The 18810-nt window shown below is 57.6% G+C and carries 18 protein-coding genes; 11 read left to right on the forward strand and 7 right to left on the reverse strand.

The window, feature by feature from the left end; genetic code table 11:
* Nucleotides 1-98, forward strand: a 98-nt coding sequence (locus URZ40_RS01600; RefSeq protein ID WP_228265688.1) for a hypothetical protein, incomplete at its 5' end; no start/stop codon positions are given.
* A 102-nt stretch (nt 99-200) separates the two neighbouring features.
* Here the strand turns inward: URZ40_RS01600 and URZ40_RS01605 are convergent.
* The 3 genes from URZ40_RS01605 to ybbA all read right to left on the reverse strand — a co-directional run bounded on the left by URZ40_RS01605 (nt 201) and on the right by ybbA (nt 4627).
* Nucleotides 201-1346: a porin gene (locus URZ40_RS01605; RefSeq protein ID WP_116341520.1), complete on the reverse strand. Its 1146-nt coding sequence runs from the start codon at nt 1344-1346 to the stop codon at nt 201-203.
* A 183-nt stretch (nt 1347-1529) separates the two neighbouring features.
* On the reverse strand, nt 1530-3944 hold the full coding sequence (ybbP, locus tag URZ40_RS01610) for a putative ABC transporter permease subunit YbbP (protein WP_320719666.1): 2415 nt from the start codon (nt 3942-3944) through the stop codon (nt 1530-1532).
* Nucleotides 3941-4627 (reverse strand): putative ABC transporter ATP-binding protein YbbA, encoded by a 687-nt coding sequence (gene ybbA / locus URZ40_RS01615; RefSeq protein WP_041912055.1) that lies wholly within the window; start codon nt 4625-4627, stop codon nt 3941-3943. Before ybbA ends, ybbP begins: the two co-directional genes overlap by 4 nt.
* Between ybbA and tesA the strand changes: the two genes are divergently transcribed.
* The 3 genes from tesA to URZ40_RS01630 are packed head-to-tail and all read left to right on the forward strand — an operon-like array spanning nt 4598 to nt 6934.
* A complete protein-coding gene (gene tesA / locus URZ40_RS01620) occupies nt 4598-5221 on the forward strand; it encodes a multifunctional acyl-CoA thioesterase I/protease I/lysophospholipase L1 (RefSeq protein ID WP_320719667.1) in 624 nt (207 codons plus the stop codon). The genes ybbA and tesA overlap by 30 nt on opposite strands.
* A 28-nt stretch (nt 5222-5249) precedes the next feature.
* Nucleotides 5250-6020 carry an SDR family oxidoreductase gene (locus URZ40_RS01625; protein WP_116341524.1) on the forward strand — a complete coding sequence of 257 codons (771 nt, stop codon included), beginning with the start codon at nt 5250-5252 and terminating at the stop codon, nt 6018-6020.
* 59 nt (nt 6021-6079) lie between these two features.
* Nucleotides 6080-6934 carry a co-chaperone YbbN gene (locus URZ40_RS01630; RefSeq protein ID WP_116341526.1) on the forward strand — a complete coding sequence of 285 codons (855 nt, stop codon included), beginning with the start codon at nt 6080-6082 and terminating at the stop codon, nt 6932-6934.
* Nucleotides 6935-6983: 49 nt separating this feature from the next.
* On the opposite strand, the gene fetB is transcribed toward URZ40_RS01630, so the two are convergent.
* Together fetB and fetA are read right to left on the reverse strand one after the other, a co-directional pair.
* Nucleotides 6984-7766: an iron efflux ABC transporter permease subunit FetB gene (gene fetB, locus URZ40_RS01635; protein ID WP_320719668.1), complete on the reverse strand. Its 783-nt coding sequence runs from the start codon at nt 7764-7766 to the stop codon at nt 6984-6986.
* Nucleotides 7759-8430 carry an iron efflux ABC transporter ATP-binding subunit FetA gene (fetA, locus tag URZ40_RS01640; RefSeq protein ID WP_320719669.1) on the reverse strand — a complete coding sequence of 224 codons (672 nt, stop codon included), beginning with the start codon at nt 8428-8430 and terminating at the stop codon, nt 7759-7761. The genes fetB and fetA overlap by 8 nt, the downstream gene beginning before the upstream one ends.
* Nucleotides 8431-8676: 246 nt before the next feature.
* On the opposite strand from fetA, the gene URZ40_RS01645 reads away from it, so the two are divergent.
* The 3 genes from URZ40_RS01645 (at nt 8677) to URZ40_RS01655 (ending at nt 11008) form a co-directional block, all read left to right on the forward strand.
* Complete coding sequence (locus tag URZ40_RS01645) at nt 8677-9534, forward strand: hypothetical protein (protein WP_302218841.1); 858 nt, start codon at nt 8677-8679, stop codon at nt 9532-9534.
* A 110-nt stretch (nt 9535-9644) separates the two neighbouring features.
* Entirely contained in the window at nt 9645-10559 is a 915-nt protein-coding gene (locus tag URZ40_RS01650) for an SPFH domain-containing protein (RefSeq protein ID WP_061099000.1), read from the forward strand.
* Entirely contained in the window at nt 10556-11008 is a 453-nt protein-coding gene (locus URZ40_RS01655) for an NfeD family protein (RefSeq protein WP_320719670.1), read from the forward strand. The genes URZ40_RS01650 and URZ40_RS01655 overlap by 4 nt, the downstream gene beginning before the upstream one ends.
* Here URZ40_RS01655 and cueR read toward each other — a convergent pair.
* On the reverse strand, nt 11005-11415 hold the full coding sequence (cueR, locus tag URZ40_RS01660; RefSeq protein ID WP_080328025.1) for a Cu(I)-responsive transcriptional regulator: 411 nt from the start codon (nt 11413-11415) through the stop codon (nt 11005-11007). The two genes, URZ40_RS01655 and cueR, sit on opposite strands and share 4 nt — an antisense overlap.
* Before the next feature lie 108 nt (nt 11416-11523).
* Between cueR and copA the strand changes: the two genes are divergently transcribed.
* From copA to ybaK, 3 genes are all read left to right on the forward strand, one after another.
* Nucleotides 11524-14022, forward strand: a complete 2499-nt coding sequence (gene copA, locus URZ40_RS01665) for a copper-exporting P-type ATPase CopA (protein WP_320719671.1) — start codon at nt 11524-11526, stop codon at nt 14020-14022.
* 50 nt (nt 14023-14072) lie between these two features.
* A complete protein-coding gene (locus URZ40_RS01670) occupies nt 14073-14867 on the forward strand; it encodes a TraB/GumN family protein (RefSeq protein WP_166710300.1) in 795 nt (264 codons plus the stop codon).
* 198 nt (nt 14868-15065) lie between these two features.
* On the forward strand, nt 15066-15545 hold the full coding sequence (ybaK, locus tag URZ40_RS01675) for a Cys-tRNA(Pro)/Cys-tRNA(Cys) deacylase YbaK (RefSeq protein WP_320719672.1): 480 nt from the start codon (nt 15066-15068) through the stop codon (nt 15543-15545).
* Nucleotides 15546-15641: 96 nt separating this feature from the next.
* Here ybaK and ushA read toward each other — a convergent pair whose 3' ends face one another.
* Complete coding sequence (ushA, locus tag URZ40_RS01680; protein WP_316380355.1) at nt 15642-17294, reverse strand: bifunctional UDP-sugar hydrolase/5'-nucleotidase UshA; 1653 nt, start codon at nt 17292-17294, stop codon at nt 15642-15644.
* Nucleotides 17295-17463: 169 nt separating this feature from the next.
* Here ushA and URZ40_RS01685 point away from each other — a divergent pair, with 169 nt between their 5' ends.
* Nucleotides 17464-18684: an MFS transporter gene (locus tag URZ40_RS01685; protein WP_320719674.1), complete on the forward strand. Its 1221-nt coding sequence runs from the start codon at nt 17464-17466 to the stop codon at nt 18682-18684.
* The last annotated feature ends 126 nt before the right edge of the window (nt 18685-18810 follow it).

Consider the following 18810-nt stretch of genomic DNA (forward strand, 5'->3'; position numbering starts at 1 on the left):
AGTTGCCGACAAGAAGGGAAAGGGCCTTCCCGAGGGTGGTAAAGGAAAGGCCCTGGAGATACCCCACAGCCCCGAAAAAAAGCCAGTCAGTTGCTTAACTGACTGGCATTACAACCAGGGTTGCCGTTTTTAATGTTTGTTCCCTCTCCCCGTGGGAGAGGGTCAGGGTGAGGGCATCAGGCCGCACCCTACAAAACCACTTAGAAGTCGTAACGCAGACGCACCAGGTTCATGTCGCCCAGGTTGTCGGTGCTGGAGGTGAACACGTGTTCGTAATCCACGCGGAAACCGTAATCCAGCTGGAAGCTGATACCCACGCCGTTGTCGATACGCTGGTAGTTACGGCCGTTCACGTACTCAATACGGTCACCCATGAAGTAAGGCTGGATGGATTTCACCGCGTACTGACCGATTGGGAATTTATACCCTGCGAAGTATTCAATACCCCACGCGTCGCCCGCAAAGTAGTCGTTAACAGACACTTTTTTGGTGGTCAGGAAGTTCTGGTACCAGCCGCCGCCCGCGGAGAAGGTCCAGTTGTCCGGCGTCCAGCTCAGTGCGGTACCGACGATATTCTGATCGTAGGTTTTGCTGTCGCCGTTGTCCGGGTTACGCATGTCGGCGCGGGTGTAGTTCCACGCTGCGCCCCAGGTCAGATCGGTGGTCAGGTGGTAATCGATACCCAGCGAGCCGCCGCCTTTACGCTTGTAGCGTAGGCCGTTGCCCGGCAGGTATTCGCTGTCTTCAAACAGGTAGGATGCGTAGATGTCAGCATCGCCCACGGTTTTCTTGTATTTCAGCATCTGGCGTGAACGGTAAGAGCCGTCGTAGTCGCCGTTGATCCCGTTACCCGGTGCCTGACCGATCATGTCGTAGTCCCAGATATCGGTTTTCACGCCAACCACATCATAGTAAACGCTGTTCTGTTGACCGAAGGTCAGCGTACCCCAGGTATCGCTCTTCAGGCCGGTGTAGAGCATACGGCGAGTGGTGTCGTGGGCGCCGTCTGCATAGTGATGATCCCAGTTAAACTGGGCAGGAATGTTCACTCCCAGCTCGTAGTAGCTGATCCAACTGATGTCATCAAACAGGTAGTAATCAGCCGCGAAACGGAAACGGGTGCCGCCGTCAAAGCCGTTACGCTTGTAGCTGTTTTTACCGTCGTCGCCGGTCATGTTCTGGAACTGAGGACGGATACTGCCGCCAACGGTGAAGTTCAGGCGGCTCAGCGGGTTACCCGCCTGAGGATCCTGCTTAAGAACGGTGATTTCCGCCTGAGAGGCGAACGTCGTTAATGCCACTGCCGCGCCAATCGTTACCGCCAGCGCTGATTTTTTTATAGTCATTATTTTTCCTTAATAGACACGCTGCTAAATATTTAGCTGGTGAATATTAACTGGAAATAATCGGGCTGTGGGGACTGGTTTTTAATGTTTTGTGCTACTAAATGAGTGGGTATTATCATTTTGTGCTATTTAAACATTACGCGCCGGCATTAAAACCCGGCGCGCAACTATCACCGTGCTAAATCAACTCACAAACTGACGGAACAGCGCTTTACCCTTTAACAGCCGCGTGCCGAGCCAGCCTCCGCAAAGAGAAAGCAGCACCGCACCGCATAGAGGCAGGATCAACCAGAGGCGCCAGTCAGGCTCCCAAGGGAAGTCGAAGACCTTTGTCTGCAGCACCGCCAGCGCCGTCTCAGCGCCAATCGCCGCGACCAGACCCGCCACCAGCCCCAGCAGCGCAAACTCGCTCCAGAGCGTCATGCGCAGCAGGCGCTTACCCGCCCCGAGCGTGCGGTAAACTATCAGCTCCTGATGACGCTGGCGCATGCCCACCTGCACCTGAGCCAGCAGCAGCAGCACGCCGCAGATCGTCACCAGCACGACCATGACCTCAAGCGCGCGGCTGACCTGCTCCAGCACCTGCCCCACCTGTTTCAGGATCGCGCCAATATCCAGCAGGCTGACCGTCGGGAATTCCCGGTTAAGCTGCGTCAGCATGCCGTTGCCGTTTTCCCAGCGGAAGCTGGTCAGCCAGCTCTGCGGCTGTCCGTCCAGCGCGCCCGGCGGGAAGATAAAGAAGAAGTTTGGCCGCAGGCTTTCCCAGTCCACTTTACGCAGGCTGGTAACTTTCGCGGTAAAATCCTGGGTATCACCGGTGAAGGTCACGCTGTCCCCGATCTTCACCTTCAGGCGCGTCGCCAGCCCCTCTTCCATCGACACCTCCCCCGCTTTCGGCGGCCAGCTACCGGCCATAATCGGGTTATGGTCTGGACGTTTCTCCTGCCACGTCAGGTTCAGTTCGCGGTTCAGCGACTCGTCCTTGTTCCCCTCGGTTGACTGGCCGTTGATCTGCGTCAGACGCGCGCGAACGATGGGGTAGAACGACTCGGGGATAATGTGATGCTCCGACAGGAAGCCCTTCAGCGGCGCGACCTGTTCCGGCGCGATGTTGATCAGGAAATAGTTCGGGCTTTCCGGGGGAAGCTGCTGCTGCCAGCGATCCAGCAGATCCCCGCGCAACACTAAAAGCAGCGCCAGCAGCATAAACGACAGAGAAAAAGCCGACAGCTGGCTTAGCGTTGACCAGGGCTGATGCAGCAGGCGGTTGACCGCAAGCCGCACGGGTAGGGATTTTACCGTCAGCCTTTTCAGAACGTTGAGCAGTATCCAGCCCAGCACGCCGCACAGCAGCGCCAGCACAACCGCCCCGGCCAGCACCGCCCACAGCAGCGTGCTGCCGCCCATCAGCCAGGCCAGCAGCCCGACAGCGACGGCAATAATCACCGGAAGATAGAACTTCAGCGGCCAGACGTTCGCCACCACATCATTGCGCAGCACGCGCAGAGGCTGCGTCGCGAGCAGCAGCCTGTACGGACGCAGCCCCACCAGCACCGAAATCACCGTCATCGCGCCAATCGCCCACAGCCACGGCCAGAGGCTGGCCGGGGGCAATGTGGCCGGGAGTACCGGTTTCAGCATCACCATCAGCAGCTTTTCAAACAGCAGCCCCATTATCCCGCCGCTGAATGCTGACAGCACCAGCAGCATCAGCCACTGGCCAACGATCAGCTTGCGCAGCTGCTTGCGCCCCGCGCCGAGGGTTTTAAGGATCGCCACCAGGTCGTAGCGGCTGCGGCAGTAATGCCCCATAGCCACGGCAACCGCCGCCACCGCCAGCAGCAGGGTCAACAATGCCGACAGCAGCAGGAACTGCTGAGAACGCTCCAGGGATTTACCGAGCGCCCCCTCGTCCTGCTCCAGCCCGTACCAGCGGTGCTCCGGCTTGAGCTGCGGCAGAAGCCATTTTTCATACGCCTCAAGTTGGGCAGGCGTGCCGCCAAACTTGTAGCGCCAGGTCACGCGGCTTCCCGGCTGGACGGCATGGGTTGCCGGAACATCCGCGGTGTTCATCAACAGGCGCGGCGCAAGCTGGAACGGGTTAAAGCCGGAGTCGGGCTCCTGCACCACTTCCCCGGCGATTTTCAGCGTCGCGTCGCCCACGTCGATACTGTCGCCGGGTTTCAGGTTCAGAAGCGCCATCAAGCGCGATGCCAGCAGCACCGTACCGGGCATCGGCTTTAACCCCGGCGGGCTGGTTTGTAATTCACCGTACATCGGGTAGACGTCGTCCACGGCTTTCACGCTGGCGAGCTGAGGGGTGTCTCCCGCGAAGGTCATGGTCTGGAAGGTGATTTGCTCCCCCACCTTCAGCCCTTCTTTGCGCGCTTCCTCAATCCAGCCAGGCGGAACAGGACGCGAGCTTTGCAGCGCCCGGTCCCCTGCCATAAATTCGCGGCTCTGCTGGCTAAGCCCTTTTTCCATGCGGTCGCTGACGCTGCCGAGCGCCAGCACGCAGGCCACCGCCAGGCTTAACGCCAGCCAGACAATCAGCAGCGAGGGCGAGCGCCACTCGCGCCAGAACCAGCGGGCAATCATGCTTCCTCCTGAAGGATACCGTTCACCAGCCGCAGGCGACGGTCGCAGCGGGCGGCCAGCTGCGGATCGTGCGTCACCAGAATAAGCGTGGTGCCATGTTCACGGTTCAGCGAAAACAGCAGGTCAGCAATTTTGTCGCCGGTTTTACGGTCAAGGTTGCCGGTGGGCTCATCGGCAAACAGCACCTCGGGGCGTCCGTTAAAGGCGCGCGCCAGCGCCACGCGCTGCTGCTCGCCGCCGGAAAGCTGGGCGGGAAGATGGTCGAGGCGCTTGCCCAGACCGAGCTGTTCCAGCAGCGCCTTCGCATGCGTGCGGCTTTCGCGACTCTTTTCGCCGCGCAGCAGCGCCGGGAGCTCGACGTTTTCCAGCGCGTTCAGCGTCGGGATCAGCATAAAGGACTGAAAGACAAAACCGATATGACGCGCGCGCAGCGCGGCTCGCGCCTCTTCATCAAGCTGGTGCAGCGGCTGCCCGACAAGGTGGACTTCTCCGCTGCTGCCGTCATCCAGACCGGCCAGAATCGCCAGCAGCGTGGATTTGCCGGAACCGGATTCGCCAATCAGCGCGATGGTTTCGGCGCGTTTGACAACGAGTTCAACTCCGGTAAGGATTGAAAGCTCCTGCTCCCCCTGACCGACGGACTTCTTAAGACGATGAACTTCAACACTGTTTTCCGCTGGCATTTGCCCTTCCTGTTTTTGATGCTGATGACCTTCCGCGCGGCGGCAGCGGACACGTTACTGATTCTTGGCGACAGCCTGAGCGCGGGCTACCGCATGGCGGCCAGCGCGGCCTGGCCGGCTCTGCTCAATGACAAATGGCAAAGCAAGACAACCGTTGTCAACGGCAGCATCAGCGGCGATACCTCTCAGCAAGGGCTGTCGCGCCTGCCTGCGCTGCTCAAGCAGCATCAGCCGCGCTGGGTGCTGGTTGAGCTGGGCGGTAATGACGGCCTGCGCGGCTTCCAGCCTCAGCAAACCGAGCAAACGCTGCGCACCATTTTGCAGGACATCAAGGCGGCAAACGCCAAACCGCTGCTGATGCAAATTCGCCTGCCCGCCAACTACGGTCGTCGGTATAATGAGGCCTTTAGCGCGATCTACCCTAAGCTTGCCAAAGAGTTTGATATTCCGCTCCTGCCATTTTTCATGGAAGAGGTCTATCTCAAACCCCAGTGGATGCAGGACGACGGTATCCACCCCAATCGCGATGCGCAGCCGTTTATTGCCGACTGGATGGCAACGCGGCTGGCTCCTTTAGTTAAACATGACTCCTGATTAAGCGGAGATCCTGACAGGTAAAGTTATGCAAAAATCGGTCTTAATTACAGGATGTTCCAGCGGAATCGGTCTTGAAAGCGCGCTCGAATTAAAGCGCCAGGGATTTCGGGTGCTGGCAGCCTGCCGCAAGCCTGACGATGTCGAGCGCATGAACGCAATGGGCTTCACCGGCGTACAGCTGGATATGGACTCGCCGGAGAGCGTTGAACGCGCCGCCGACGAGGTGATAGCCCTGACCAACAATCGTCTGTACGGGCTCTTTAACAATGCCGGCTACGGCGTATATGGCCCGCTGGATACGCTCTCGCGTGAAACGCTGGAGAAACAGTTTTCAACCAATTTCTTTGGCGTGCATCAGCTCACCATGCGTCTGCTCCCGGCCATGCTACCGCACGGCGAAGGGCGCATCGTAATGACATCGTCAGTGATGGGGCTGATTTCTACCCCGGGTCGCGGCGCCTACGCCGCCAGTAAATATGCGCTGGAAGCCTGGTCCGATGCCCTGCGCATGGAGTTACGCCATAGCGGCATCAAGGTCAGCCTGATTGAGCCCGGCCCGATCCGCACCCGCTTTACCGAGAACGTTAACCAGACGCAGGCGGATAAGCCGGTCGAAAACCCCGGCATTGCCGCACGCTTTACCCTCGGGCCAGAGGCGGTGGTTGCCAAAGTGCGCCATGCTTTTGAGAGTGAACATCCGAAGATGCGCTACCCGGTGACGCTGGTCACCCATGCCGTAGGCTGGTTAAAGCGCCTGCTGCCGGGCAGGATAATGGACAAAATTTTACAGGGTTGAGTTGAAGCGACGACGCTTATCCCCCATGTAAAGAACAAACCGACAAAAGAGAAAGCCGCATGTCCGTACAGAATATCGTCAATATTACTGAAGCAAACCTGCAACAGGTCCTCGAACAGTCAATGACCAAACCGGTGCTGTTCTACTTCTGGTCTGAGCGCAGCCAGCACTGTCTGCAGCTGACGCCGGTGCTGGAAAGCCTTGCCGCCCAGTACAACGGGCAGTTTATTCTCGCTAAGCTGGACTGTGACGCCGAGCCGATGGTCGCGTCGCAGTTTGGTCTGCGCGCCATTCCAACCGTCTACCTGTTCCAGAACGGTCAGCCTGTTGATGGCTTCCAGGGACCGCAGCCGGAAGAGGCTATCCGCGCCCTGCTGGATAAGGTGCTGCCGCGCGAAGAAGAGCTTAAAGCGCAGGAAGGCATGGCGCTGATGCAGGAAGGCAAATACGACGAAGCACTGCCTTTGCTGAAAGAGGCGTGGCAGCTGTCGAACCAGAACAGCCAGATTGGCCTGCTGCTGGCGGAAACGCAGATTGCCCTGCACCGTTCAGAAGACGCAGAAGCCGTGCTCAAGACGGTTCCAATGCAGGATCAGGACACCCGCTATCAGGGACTGGTAGCGCAGATTGAGCTGCTGAAGCAGGCAGCGGACACCCCGGAAATTCAGCAGTTGCAGCAGCAGGTCGCCGACAACCCGGCGGATGCCGCGCTGGCAAGCCAGCTGGCGCTGCAGCTGCATCAGGTAGGACGTAACGAAGAGGCGCTGGAGCTGCTGTTCAGCCACCTGCAGAAAGATCTGGCTGCCGCAGACGGCCAGGCGCGCAAGATGTTCCAGGAGATCCTGGCCGCACTGGGCACCGGAGACGCGCTGGCGTCGAAGTATCGTCGTCAGCTGTACGCGCTGCTGTACTGATAAAAAAGCCCGGTGGCGGCTCCGCCTTACCGGGCCTACAAAAGACGGTTTACACCGACTTTTTCAACTGCGTCACCACCAGTTGGTGACGCGCGTTGTAGAACTTCCGATACGTCAGGTAGCAGGCAATGATGGTTGACAGGCTCGCCGTGGAAAGCAGCATAAACGTCACCATGATCTGATACTTAATCGCTTTTACCGGATCGATACCGGCAAAGATCAGCCCCGACATCATGCCCGGCAGGCTCACCAGCCCCACCGTTTTGGCTGAATCCACGGTAGGGATCAGCGATGAGCGAATGCTCTCACGGATCAGCCGCGCCGAGGCCACCTTTGGCGTCGCCCCCAGGCTTAACTTCTCCTGCAGCTGCTGCTGTTCGCTGCTGAAGCGCTGGCCGAGGTTGTTGTAGCACAGCCCAACGGCCACCATCGCGTTCCCCGCAATCATCCCGGAGATAGGGATAACCTGCATCGGCGTAAACTCAATCGAGCCGGAGAGCACCAGCACCGCCAGGGTGAGCGCCGTCCCGGTGGTAATCGCGATAAACGACGAGATAAACGCCTTATCAATATATTTACTGCGTTTCTGCGCGTTCCACGCCGCGTTAAAGCAGATAAAGAGCACCATCAGCAGCGTCAGCACCGCGTGGTTGACGTTGAAAATATACTTAAGCACATAGCCGACGATGATGAGCTGAATCACCGCGCGGCAGATGCTCCAGACAATATCTTTTTCCAGCCCCAGCTTTTCCCGGTAGCTGACCACAATCGCAATCAGCACCAGCACCATCGATAACGCCAGAGATTCATTGGTAATGTTATGCTCACCCACGGTTGGCCTCCTGCATTTTCCCGCCGTGCGGCTGGAGCGTAATCACGTCATCCGCATGGGTAATTTCGTTTGAGTCATGCGTCACCCACAGCACGGCAATATTCTGCTCGCGGGCGTAACGATGAATAATCTCGTTGACGTTGCGTTTGTTGGCGTCATCGAGCGCGCTGGTGATTTCATCCAGCAGCAATACTTTCGGTAAGAACTGCAGATTACGGATCAGCGAGACGCGCTGCTTCTCTCCGCCCGAGAGCTCACTGACGGATTTGGTCAGCGTCTCCTTCGCCAGGCCAAAACGGGCCAGATCGTTGATGAATTTTTCCGGCTCCGGCGTTTTATTGCGGATTTGCCACGGAAAAATCAGGTTGTCAAAAACCGTGTCGCCAAAAAGCGTTGGCGTTTGTACGCAATAAGAGACCTGCTGGCGATAGCTTTCCGGAGAAAGGGACGCAATATCCTGCCCTTCAAACAGAATGGTCCCCTCCGTTGGGCTCAGAAGTGAGGCCACAATCTTCAGTAAGGTACTTTTACCGCAGCCTGACGGCCCCGTTATTAGCTTGAACTCACCGCGAGAAAGGTTAAAGCCAACGTGCTGAAGGATCGTGTTATTCGCGACACGAAAGCCGACGTCCTTTATCTGCAAAACTGCATTTTCGTTGTTCATATTTTTTCCAGTAACCACCGAGCGTTATTAGCATAATCCGTGCCGCACGTTCGTCACAACGCGTTTTAGCGCCCCCTTTCGCCACCAAGACTTCCCATTGTGTTTAACGTGCATTCATTAGACATGCTTTACACTTTCGCTTTACAGTTTACGCCGTGACCTTAGCGACACTTCCGCATCCCTGGTTTAGAACATTCGTTAAAGTGGTGTTAAGCTCTGCCCGCAACACAATAAGGAAGTACCAGAATGTCTAATATTCACACTTTTTATGAGTTTTCTGAACTTGAACCTGGCGTGAAAACCATCGATCAGCTTCTTGCCGCTATTGCTTCAGAATCCGTTACGGCTTATGTGTTCGGGGGAGAGCTTGTCCGGTTTGTTAAGGGCCTGCTGAAGATGAAGCCGGTCATTCAGCTGAAGAATTGCCGCTTTGCGTTTGACAACGGCACTCGCTTCGTTGAAATCGACGGCAAAGGAAATGTCAAAGAGTTCGAGCCGGGCAAGGTTCCGGCCTGGTTCCAGTCTCCCGGTGAGTTTGCCCGCGGCCAGTGGCTGGTCAACCATGATTTTGCTGACCTGATGACGCCGGAATTTATCCGCGCGTTTATCGAACGCTTCCCGGACGTAAGCAAACGACGCGAACACGCGAACCTGCTGTTCGATCTGCAGCTTAATAAGCTGGCGCCCGCGCAGCCCGCAGCGAAAAAGACAGGCAACGTTCAGGGCAAAACGACCAAACCCAAAGTCACCGATCTGCAGTCTTTCGAACTCTTCAGCCAGTTTTATGCGCGCATGAAAACGGCAGTGTGTGCAGACCAGTTCCCGACGCTGCAAATTCTGACGGGACACGACGCCGTCAACGACGCGCCCAGCTCTCTGAAAGGCGCGGTACGCACCTGGTTCAAAGGGATCACCGGTCAACTTCCGCCGAACAACAAGCGCGTTGGCGCGGGCAATGCGGAACTGTTCTGCGCACCGATCCGTGAGCAGCTGCACCAGGTAGAAGAGATTGGGCTGGAAACCTTCTATCACGGCCTGTCGAAAGCCATCGCTGATGCGGGTGACGATGCGCTGATCGCTGACTTTACCTACAGCTACCACTGACAAACCGCCCCGCCCGCCGGACGGGGCGAATTTTAGCCCATTAGCCGATATACTTACGAATAGCAAACACGCTCTTTTTCTCACCAAAGCATGCAAAACAGGAGGTTTTTATGCTCATCGTTGTTCCTGTCCTAATATTCGTTGCGCTGGTTATCGTGGGCGCAGGCGTCAAAATTGTCCCGCAGGGTTATCAGTGGACCGTAGAGCGCTTCGGCCGCTATACCAACACGCTGCAGCCCGGCTTAAGCCTGATTATCCCGTTCATGGACAGAATTGGTCGCAAGATCAACATGATGGAACAGGTGCTGGATATCCCCTCTCAGGAAGTGATCTCCAAAGATAACGCCAACGTCACCATTGATGCCGTCTGCTTTATTCAGGTGATTGATGCCCCGAAAGCGGCCTATGAGGTGAGCAACCTGGAGCTGGCGATCGTCAACCTGACCATGACCAACATCCGTACCGTGCTCGGCTCGATGGAGCTGGACGAGATGCTTTCCCAGCGCGACAGCATTAATACCCGCCTGCTGCACATTGTCGACGAGGCAACGAACCCGTGGGGGATCAAAGTTACCCGTATTGAGATCCGCGACGTGCGCCCGCCGGCTGAGCTTATCGCCTCCATGAACGCCCAGATGAAGGCCGAGCGCACCAAGCGCGCCTATATTCTGGAAGCCGAAGGGGTCCGTCAGGCGGAGATCCTCAAAGCGGAAGGGGAAAAACAGTCGCAAATCCTGAAAGCCGAAGGCGACCGTCAGTCCGCGTTCTTACAGGCGGAAGCGCGTGAACGTTCCGCAGAAGCGGAAGCCCGTGCGACGCAGATGGTCTCCGAGGCGATTGCCGCCGGGGACATTCAGGCCGTGAACTACTTCGTGGCGCAAAAATATACCGATGCCCTGAAAGAGATCGGCTCCGCGAACAACAGCAAAGTGGTGATGATGCCGCTGGACGCCAGCAGCCTGATGGGCTCTATCGCGGGGATCGCCGAACTGATCAAAGACAGCGGAAACGAGCGTAAAAAATGATTGAGCTCATCGTTGCACATCCTCATGCCTTCTGGCTAAGCCTTGGTGGCTTATTGCTGGCGGCGGAAATGCTGGGCGGCAACGGCTACCTGCTCTGGAGCGGTGTTGCCGCTGTCATTACTGGCCTGCTGGTCTGGATCCTTCCTCTGGACTGGGCGTGGCAGGGCGCGCTGTTTGCCGTGCTGACGCTGGTCGCCGCCTGGCTGTGGTGGCGCTGGCTTAACCGCCAGGTAAAAGAGCAGAAACCGCTGGACGCGCATCTTAACCAGCGCGGACAGCAGATTGTCGGCAAGCGCTTTACGCTCGACGCCGCGCTGGTGAACGGGCGCGGGCATATGCGCGTGGGCGACAGCTCGTGGCCGGTGGTGGCCGACGACGACCTCAGCGCCGGAACACAGGTTGAGGTCATTGCGGTGGAAGGCATTACGCTGCGGGTGAAAGCCTGCTAAGCGTGGGTTTTGCGATGGCAGCAGCCGGCAAGATTATCGATAATCGGGCAGTCGGCGCTGTCATCCCCCGGACAGGATTCCGCCAGCTGCAACAGCTGTTCGCGCATCGCCTGCAGCTCGATGATGTGGCGTTCAATCTCTGCCACTTTTTCCAGCGTGCGTTTTTTTACGTCGGCGCTGTGGCGCTTCGGATCGTTAAACAGGTTAACCAGCTCGCCGCACTCTTCCAGGTTAAACCCCACCTGTCTTGCCTGGCGCAGCAGCGTCAGTTCATCGAGATGCAGCTGCGTATAGCTGCGGTAGCCGTTTTCACTGCGCAGCGGTGGCGTCACCAGCCCCTTCTCTTCATAAAAGCGGATTGCCTTGCTGGTTAAGCCCGTTTTTTTTGCCACGTCACTGATATTCACATTTCCCCCTTGACCTTCCCCTTGATGGAAGGTTTAACCTTCATAACAGTTAGCGAAAAGCGTTACTCCGGTCAACAACTGACCAATATATTATACGGGAGTTTTGTTATGTCTCACACTATCGACCTTACGCTGGACGGCCTCTCCTGCGGCCACTGCGTCAAACGCGTGAAAGAAAGCCTGGAACAGCGTCCTGATGTGGAAAGCGCTGAAGTGACGATCGATCATGCCGCCGTAACCGGCAGCGCCAGCGCCGACGCGCTGATTGATACCATTAAACAGGCCGGTTACGGGGCGGAGTTAAGCCACCCAAAGGCTAAACCGCTGGCAGAGTCATCATCCCCGTCGGAAGCACTGACAGCGGCCACTCCTGAGCTTCCGGCAGCTGATGATATTGATGACAGCCAACAGCTGCTGATCAACGGCATGAGCTGCGCCAGCTGCGTCTCTCGGGTACAAAACGCCTTGCAGGCCGTACCGGGCGTCGCGCAGGCACGGGTCAACCTTGCGGAGCGTACTGCGCTGGTGATGGGCAGTGCCTCCGCCGCAGATTTAGTGCAGGCCGTTGAGAAAGCGGGCTACGGGGCGGAGGCCATCGAAGACGATGCCGAGCGCCGCGAGCGCCAGCAGGAAACGGCTATCGCCACCATGAAGCGCTTCCGCTGGCAGGCGATCGTTGCCCTGCTGGTCGGTATTCCGGTGATGGTCTGGGGCATGATGGGTGACAACATGATGGTCACCGCTGAAAACCGCACGCTGTGGCTGGCGATAGGCCTGATTACTCTGGCGGTCATGGTCTTTGCAGGCGGGCATTTCTATACCAGCGCCTGGAAGAGCCTGAAAAACCGCACTGCGACGATGGATACGCTGGTCGCGCTCGGTACCGGCGCGGCGTGGCTCTATTCAATGAGCGTGAACGTCTGGCCCCAGTGGTTCCCGATGGAGGCGCGGCATCTCTATTATGAAGCGAGCGCGATGATTATCGGCCTGATTAACCTGGGCCATATGCTGGAAGCCCGTGCCCGTCAGCGCTCCTCGAAAGCGCTGGAACGCTTGCTCGATTTAACCCCGCCGACGGCCCGCGTGGTTACGGACGACGGGGAGAAAAGCGTCCCGCTGGCGGAAGTTCAGCCCGGCATGACGCTGCGCCTGACGACGGGCGATCGCGTTCCCGTTGACGGTAAGATAACCCAGGGTGAAGCCTGGCTGGATGAAGCGATGCTGACCGGCGAGCCTATCCCTCAGCAGAAATCAGACGGCGACGCCGTTCATGCTGGCACGGTGGTGCAGGACGGCAGCGTGCTGTTTACCGCCAGCGCCGTCGGCAGCCACACGACGCTGTCGCGTATTATCCGCATGGTGCGTCAGGCGCAGAGCAGCAAGCCGGAAATTGGCCAGCTTGCTGACAGAATCTCGGCCATTTTTGTGCCGGTGGTGGTCGGCATTGCCCTGCTGAGCGCGGCTATCTGGTATTTCTTCGGCCCGGCACCGCAGATTGTTTACACCCTGGTGATCGCCACCACGGTGCTGATCATCGCCTGTCCGTGCGCCCTTGGCCTGGCGACACCGATGTCGATTATCTCCGGCGTCGGACGCGCCGCCGAGTTTGGCGTGCTGGTCCGTGATGCGGATGCCCTGCAGCGGGCGAGCACGCTGGATACCATTGTCTTTGATAAAACCGGCACGCTAACCGAGGGCAAACCGCAGGTTGTGGCCGTGAGCACCGCTGGCATTGCGGAAGAGGACGCGCTGCGCCTTGCCGCCGCGCTGGAGCAGGGTTCCAGCCACCCGCTGGCCCGCGCCATTCTCGATAAGGCGAATGCTTCTGCCCTGCCGCAGGTCAGCAATTTCCGCACCCTGCGCGGGCTAGGCGTCAGCGGTGAAGCCGACGGCCACGCGCTGCTGCTGGGTAACCAGGCGCTGCTCAATGAAAACGGTGTTGATACGTCCGCGCTGGAAGATGAGCTGAAAGCGCAGGCCTCTCAGGGCGCCACCCCGGTTCTGCTGGCGGTGGATGGCAACGCTGCCGCGCTGCTGGCCGTGCGCGATCCGCTTCGCCAGGACAGCGTGGATGCCTTACAGCGCCTGCACCGCGCCGGCTACCGTCTGGTGATGCTGACCGGGGACAACCCGACCACCGCCAACGCCATCGCGAAAGAAGCCGGTATAGATGAGGTGATTGCGGGCGTGCTGCCGGATGGCAAAGCGGACGCCATCAAGAACCTGCAAAGTCAGGGTCGCCAGGTGGCGATGGTGGGCGACGGCATCAACGATGCCCCGGCGCTGGCCCAGGCGGACGTGGGGATTGCCATGGGCGGCGGGAGCGATGTCGCCATTGAAACCGCTGCCATTACGCTGATGCGCCACAGCCTGATGGGCGTTGCCGATGCTCTGGCCATTTCAAAAGCCACGCTGCGCAACATGAAGCAGAACTTGCTGGGGGCATTTATTTATAACTCGCTCGGTATCCCGGTTGCCGCAGGCATTTTGTGGCCGCTGACCGGCACCCTGCTGAACCCGGTTGTTGCGGGTGCTGCGATGGCGCTCTCGTCCATCACCGTGGTGAGCAACGCCAACCGTCTGCTGCGGTTTAAACCGAAAGATTGAACCTTGTTCTCGTACGCGCTAGCATGACCCTTTCCGGTCATGGAGCGCGTATGAGTCTGTTTAATCGTATAAAAGCATCGTTTCGCGCCCTCTTCCCCCGCCGCTATGACTGGCCCGGTATGGATATTACGCTTCCGGGTGGGCAACACCTTCACCTGGTCGGCAGCATCCATATGGGCACGCAGGGGATGTCCCCCCTGCCACCCGGTCTGATAAAACGCCTGAAGCGCGCCGACGCGCTGGTCGTCGAGGCGGACATTTCCGGCCACGAGTCGCCGTTTGCCGGGCTTGAAAGCGATCTCCCACTGGCGGAACGTCTGAATGAGGCCCAGCTTGCGGAACTGACGCGCGTCGCGGATGAAACTGGCGTGTCGCTCCCCATGATTGATACCCTGCCGCTGTGGCAAATTGCGATGGTACTGCAGGCCACGCAGGCGCAGCGTCTGGGCCTGCGCGGTGATTACGGCATTGATTACCAGCTGCTGAACGTGGCGCGGGCGCGCCGTATGCCCATCATCGAGCTGGAAGGGACGGACAGCCAGATTGCGCTCCTGCGCCAGCTTCCTGATGACGGTCTGATGCTGCTGGATGATACCCTCACCCACTGGCACACCAACGCGCGCCTGCTGCAAACCATGATTGGCTGGTGGCTGGATGCACCGCCCGCGGACGGTAAGCTGGCGTTACCGTCGACGTTCAGCGAATCGCTGTATGATGTGCTGATGAATGCGCGCAACAAAGCCTGGCGAGAGACGCTGCATGCTTTACCTGCGGGGGAATACGTGGTGGCGGTCGGGGCGCTGCATTTATACGGCGAAGGGAATTTGCCGTCGCTGTTGAAATAAAAAAATGGCCAATATCTCTATTGGCCCGTCAAAGAGGAATTTCATCGTTTTTATTATACCGAAGTGACCTTCGGCTGAGCCGATTGTCGCTCAAAGTGACCATCACTGCCAACACTATTGCGCAAGATGGTGCTATTTTTTAGACAAACGTCAGGCGTATGCTGGCCGCATGAATTGTCTGCCGTAAGAAGGATAGCTATGACTCCCGCCGTTAAATTACTCGAAAAACACAACATTTCTTTCCGGATCCACACCTACGATCACGATCCGAACGAAACCAACTTTGGTGATGAAGTGGTGCGAAAGCTGGGGCTGAACGCTGACCAGGTCTATAAAACGCTGCTGGTCGCGGTGAATGGTGATATGAAGCACCTCGCCGTGGCGGTTACCCCGGTGGCGGGACAGCTGGATCTGAAGAAAGTCGCCAAAGAGCTGGGGGCGAAGAAGGTGGATATGGCCGACCCGATAGTTGCGCAACGCACCACGGGCTATCTGGTGGGTGGGATCAGCCCGCTCGGACAGAAAAAACGCCTGCCGACGCTGATTGATGCGCCTTCCCAGGAGTTTGAAACCATCTTTATATCCGGCGGCAAACGCGGGCTGGATATCGAGCTGGCGGCGGGCGATCTGGCGAAAATGCTGGACGCGAAGTTTGCGGATATTGCGCGCCGGGAGTAAAAGAAAAGCCGGGTGGCGGCTACGCCTTACCCGGCCTACATTTTGCACCCGTAGGCCCGGTAAGCGCAGCGCCACCGGGCAAAAAAACAACCCGCACTACTGCCAGCTCACCTCGCCCTTCGGCTCATACGCGTTCACGTCAATCGGCGAATTCTGCTCGATGTACTGCTTCAGCACTTCCGCATCGATAAAGCCGGTATTTACGTAGCCCGGTTTATTATCGATGTGCGGATAGCCGTCGCCGCCGGTGGCGTTAAAGCTTAACGTCGCCAGACGGTAGGTTTTCGCCGGATCGACCGGCTCGCCCTTGATTTTCAGATCGCTGAGCTTGCCGTCCTTCGCCACAAAGCTGACGTTGGCAAACTGCGGGTAGGCACCCGAGTCCGGCTTCATCTGCGCCACGGCGGTCAGGTAGTCAACGACCTCTTTCCCGCTCATATCCGCATACACCACCACGTTGCCGAACGGCTGCACTTTCAGGACGTCTTTGTAGGTGATGTTTCCACCTTCGATGGAGTCACGAATGCCGCCGCCGCTCATTACGCCAAAGTCGGCATTCGTGCGCGCCATTTGCGCCGCCAGCACCAGATGGCCCATGTTAGTCTGCACAAAGCGGACTTTGCTGCGGTCCCCTTCCAGACGACCGTTCAGCGTGCCGATTTTCACGTCCAGCTGCGCCTTGCCTTTATTCTGGAACGGCGTCAGCAGGGAGAGCATCTGCTGGTTTTCAGCAATCTCTGGCGTGTAAAGTACCCGCTCGCTTTTCCCGTCCGGGTAGGTTACTTTTTTCTTCAGATTGACCGGAATGAGCTGATAGCGCACCAGCTTCATCTCGCCGTTACGGAACTCAAAATCCGCCCGACCCACGTATTTACCCCACTCGTGCGCCTGTACTATCCAGATACCGTTCTGACGGTCTGGCGCGCATGGCGTGCCCGGCACGTAGTCCACCTGCTTTTTGTTTTCGGAAGCCATACACACCGGATCCTGTGAGTGACCACCCACAATCATCGCCAGCGAGCCTGCCGGCAGGCTGCGCGCCATCTCCACGTCGCCGGGCGCATTGGAGCCGTGCTCGCCGTTATCGTAGTGTCCCATGTGGGTAGTGGCGATAATCACGTCCGGCTTTTCGTTCTGCTGCAGCTCCTGAATCACCAGCTTCGCTTCGTCTGCCGGTTTGCGGAATTCGATATCGGTGAAGAACTCAGGGTTGCCGATTTTTGCCGTATCGTCGGTGGTTAAGCCAATGACCGCGATTTTGAGATCCTGACGCTTAAACAGCGCCCACGGCTTAAACAGACGTTCGCCGGTGCTTTTCTGATAAATATTGGCGGAGAGGAACGGGAATTTGGACCATTTCTCCTGCTGACGCAGCACGCTCAGCGGGTTATCAAACTCGTGGTTACCCACGGCCATCGCGTCGTAACCGATTAAATTCATGCCGCGGAAATCGGGTTCAGCGTCCTGTAAATCGGATTCCGGTACGCCGGTGTTGATATCGCCCCCAGACAGCAGCAGCACGCTGCCGCCCTGGGCCGCCACCTCTTTGCGAATGCCGTCCACCAGCGTTTTTTGCGCCGACAGGCCGTATTCGCCGTATTCGCTGCGCCAGAAATGGCCATGATGATCGTTAGTATGCAGGATGGTGATTTTATAGGTTTTATCTTTTTCATACGCCTGCGCGGGCAGGCTTGTCAGCCCCCATGCGGCGATGAGCGCCAGCGCGACGCCTCGCTTCATTAACTTCATCTTCTCTCTCCCTGACCAATAGACAAAGGCAAAAATTACAGTGACTAACAAGAATAGACAAATAAGTTTTCAGAATTGCGACTTTCTTCAAATGTCACACGCGGGTATGTTAGTCGGATAATAATTACACCCTGCATCTCTAATAACTAAAGACGTGGTACTTCTCTCTATGGCAATCAGTGAATCAACCCAGCCCGTTCCGGGCGCGCCGGCGTCGCCGCCAGCATCGCGCACCTCTTTTAAAGTCTTAGGCGCAATCAGCCTCTCGCACCTGCTCAACGACATGATCCAGTCGTTGATTCTGGCAATCTACCCGCTGCTGCAGTCCGAGTTTTCGTTAACCTTCGTACAGATCGGGATGATCACCCTGACCTTCCAGCTCGCCTCTTCGCTGCTACAGCCGGTGGTGGGCTACTGGACGGATAAATACCCGATGCCGTGGTCGCTGCCGATAGGCATGTGCTTTACCTTAAGCGGGCTGGTGCTGCTGGCCATGGCGGGGAGTTTTGAAACGGTGTTGATTGCCGCGGCGCTGGTGGGCACCGGCTCGTCCGTCTTCCATCCGGAATCCTCCCGCGTGGCGCGTATGGCCTCCGGTGGTCGTCACGGGCTGGCGCAGTCACTCTTCCAGGTAGGGGGCAACTTCGGTAGCTCCCTCGGCCCGCTGCTGGCGGCGGTGATTATCGCCCCGTACGGCAAAGGCAACGTGGCCTGGTTTGTGCTGGCCGCGCTGCTGGCGATTATCGTGCTGGCGCAGATCAGCCGCTGGTATGCCGCTCAGCATCGCGTGAATAAAGGGAAACCTAAAGCGAAGGTTATCAATCCCCTGCCGCGCAATAAGGTTATCCTGGCCGTCTCTGTGCTGCTGGTGCTGATTTTCTCGAAATACTTCTATATGGCGAGCATCAGCAGTTATTACACCTTTTATCTGATGCAAAAATTCGGATTATCGGTACAAAACGCACAGTTCCACCTGTTTGCCTTCCTGTTCGCCGTTGCGGCAGGTACGGTCATTGGCGGGCCGGTGGGGGATAAGATTGGCCGTAAATATGTCATTTGGGGCTCTATCCTCGGCGTTGCACCGTTTACCCTTATTTTGCCGTACGCGAGCCTTGAATGGACGGGGATTTTAACCGTGATTATTGGTTTTATCCTCGCTTCCGCCTTTTCCGCCATTCTGGTTTATGCCCAGGAGCTGCTGCCTGGCCGGATCGGTATGGTTTCCGGACTCTTTTTCGGTTTCGCCTTCGGCATGGGAGGGCTTGGCGCAGCGGTGTTAGGGATGGTTGCGGATCACACCAGCATCTTCCTGGTTTATAAAATCTGCGCTTTCCTGCCGCTTCTTGGGATGTTAACCATATTCCTGCCTGATAACCGTCATAAAGCCTGAATTACAGGTAGCCAAAGTTTTACTTTGGCTACCTGACACCCTGATGCCATAAGGGTTTCTTCATTATCCCCTAGCTGAATTTATCAAAATGCGCTTTTTTACGTGCATATTGCTGTTTTATTCAAA

Origin of the sequence: Enterobacter sp. 296B2, from assembly GCF_034106185.1 — a bacterium.
In the GTDB taxonomy this organism is placed as follows: domain Bacteria; phylum Pseudomonadota; class Gammaproteobacteria; order Enterobacterales; family Enterobacteriaceae; genus Enterobacter; species Enterobacter cloacae_N.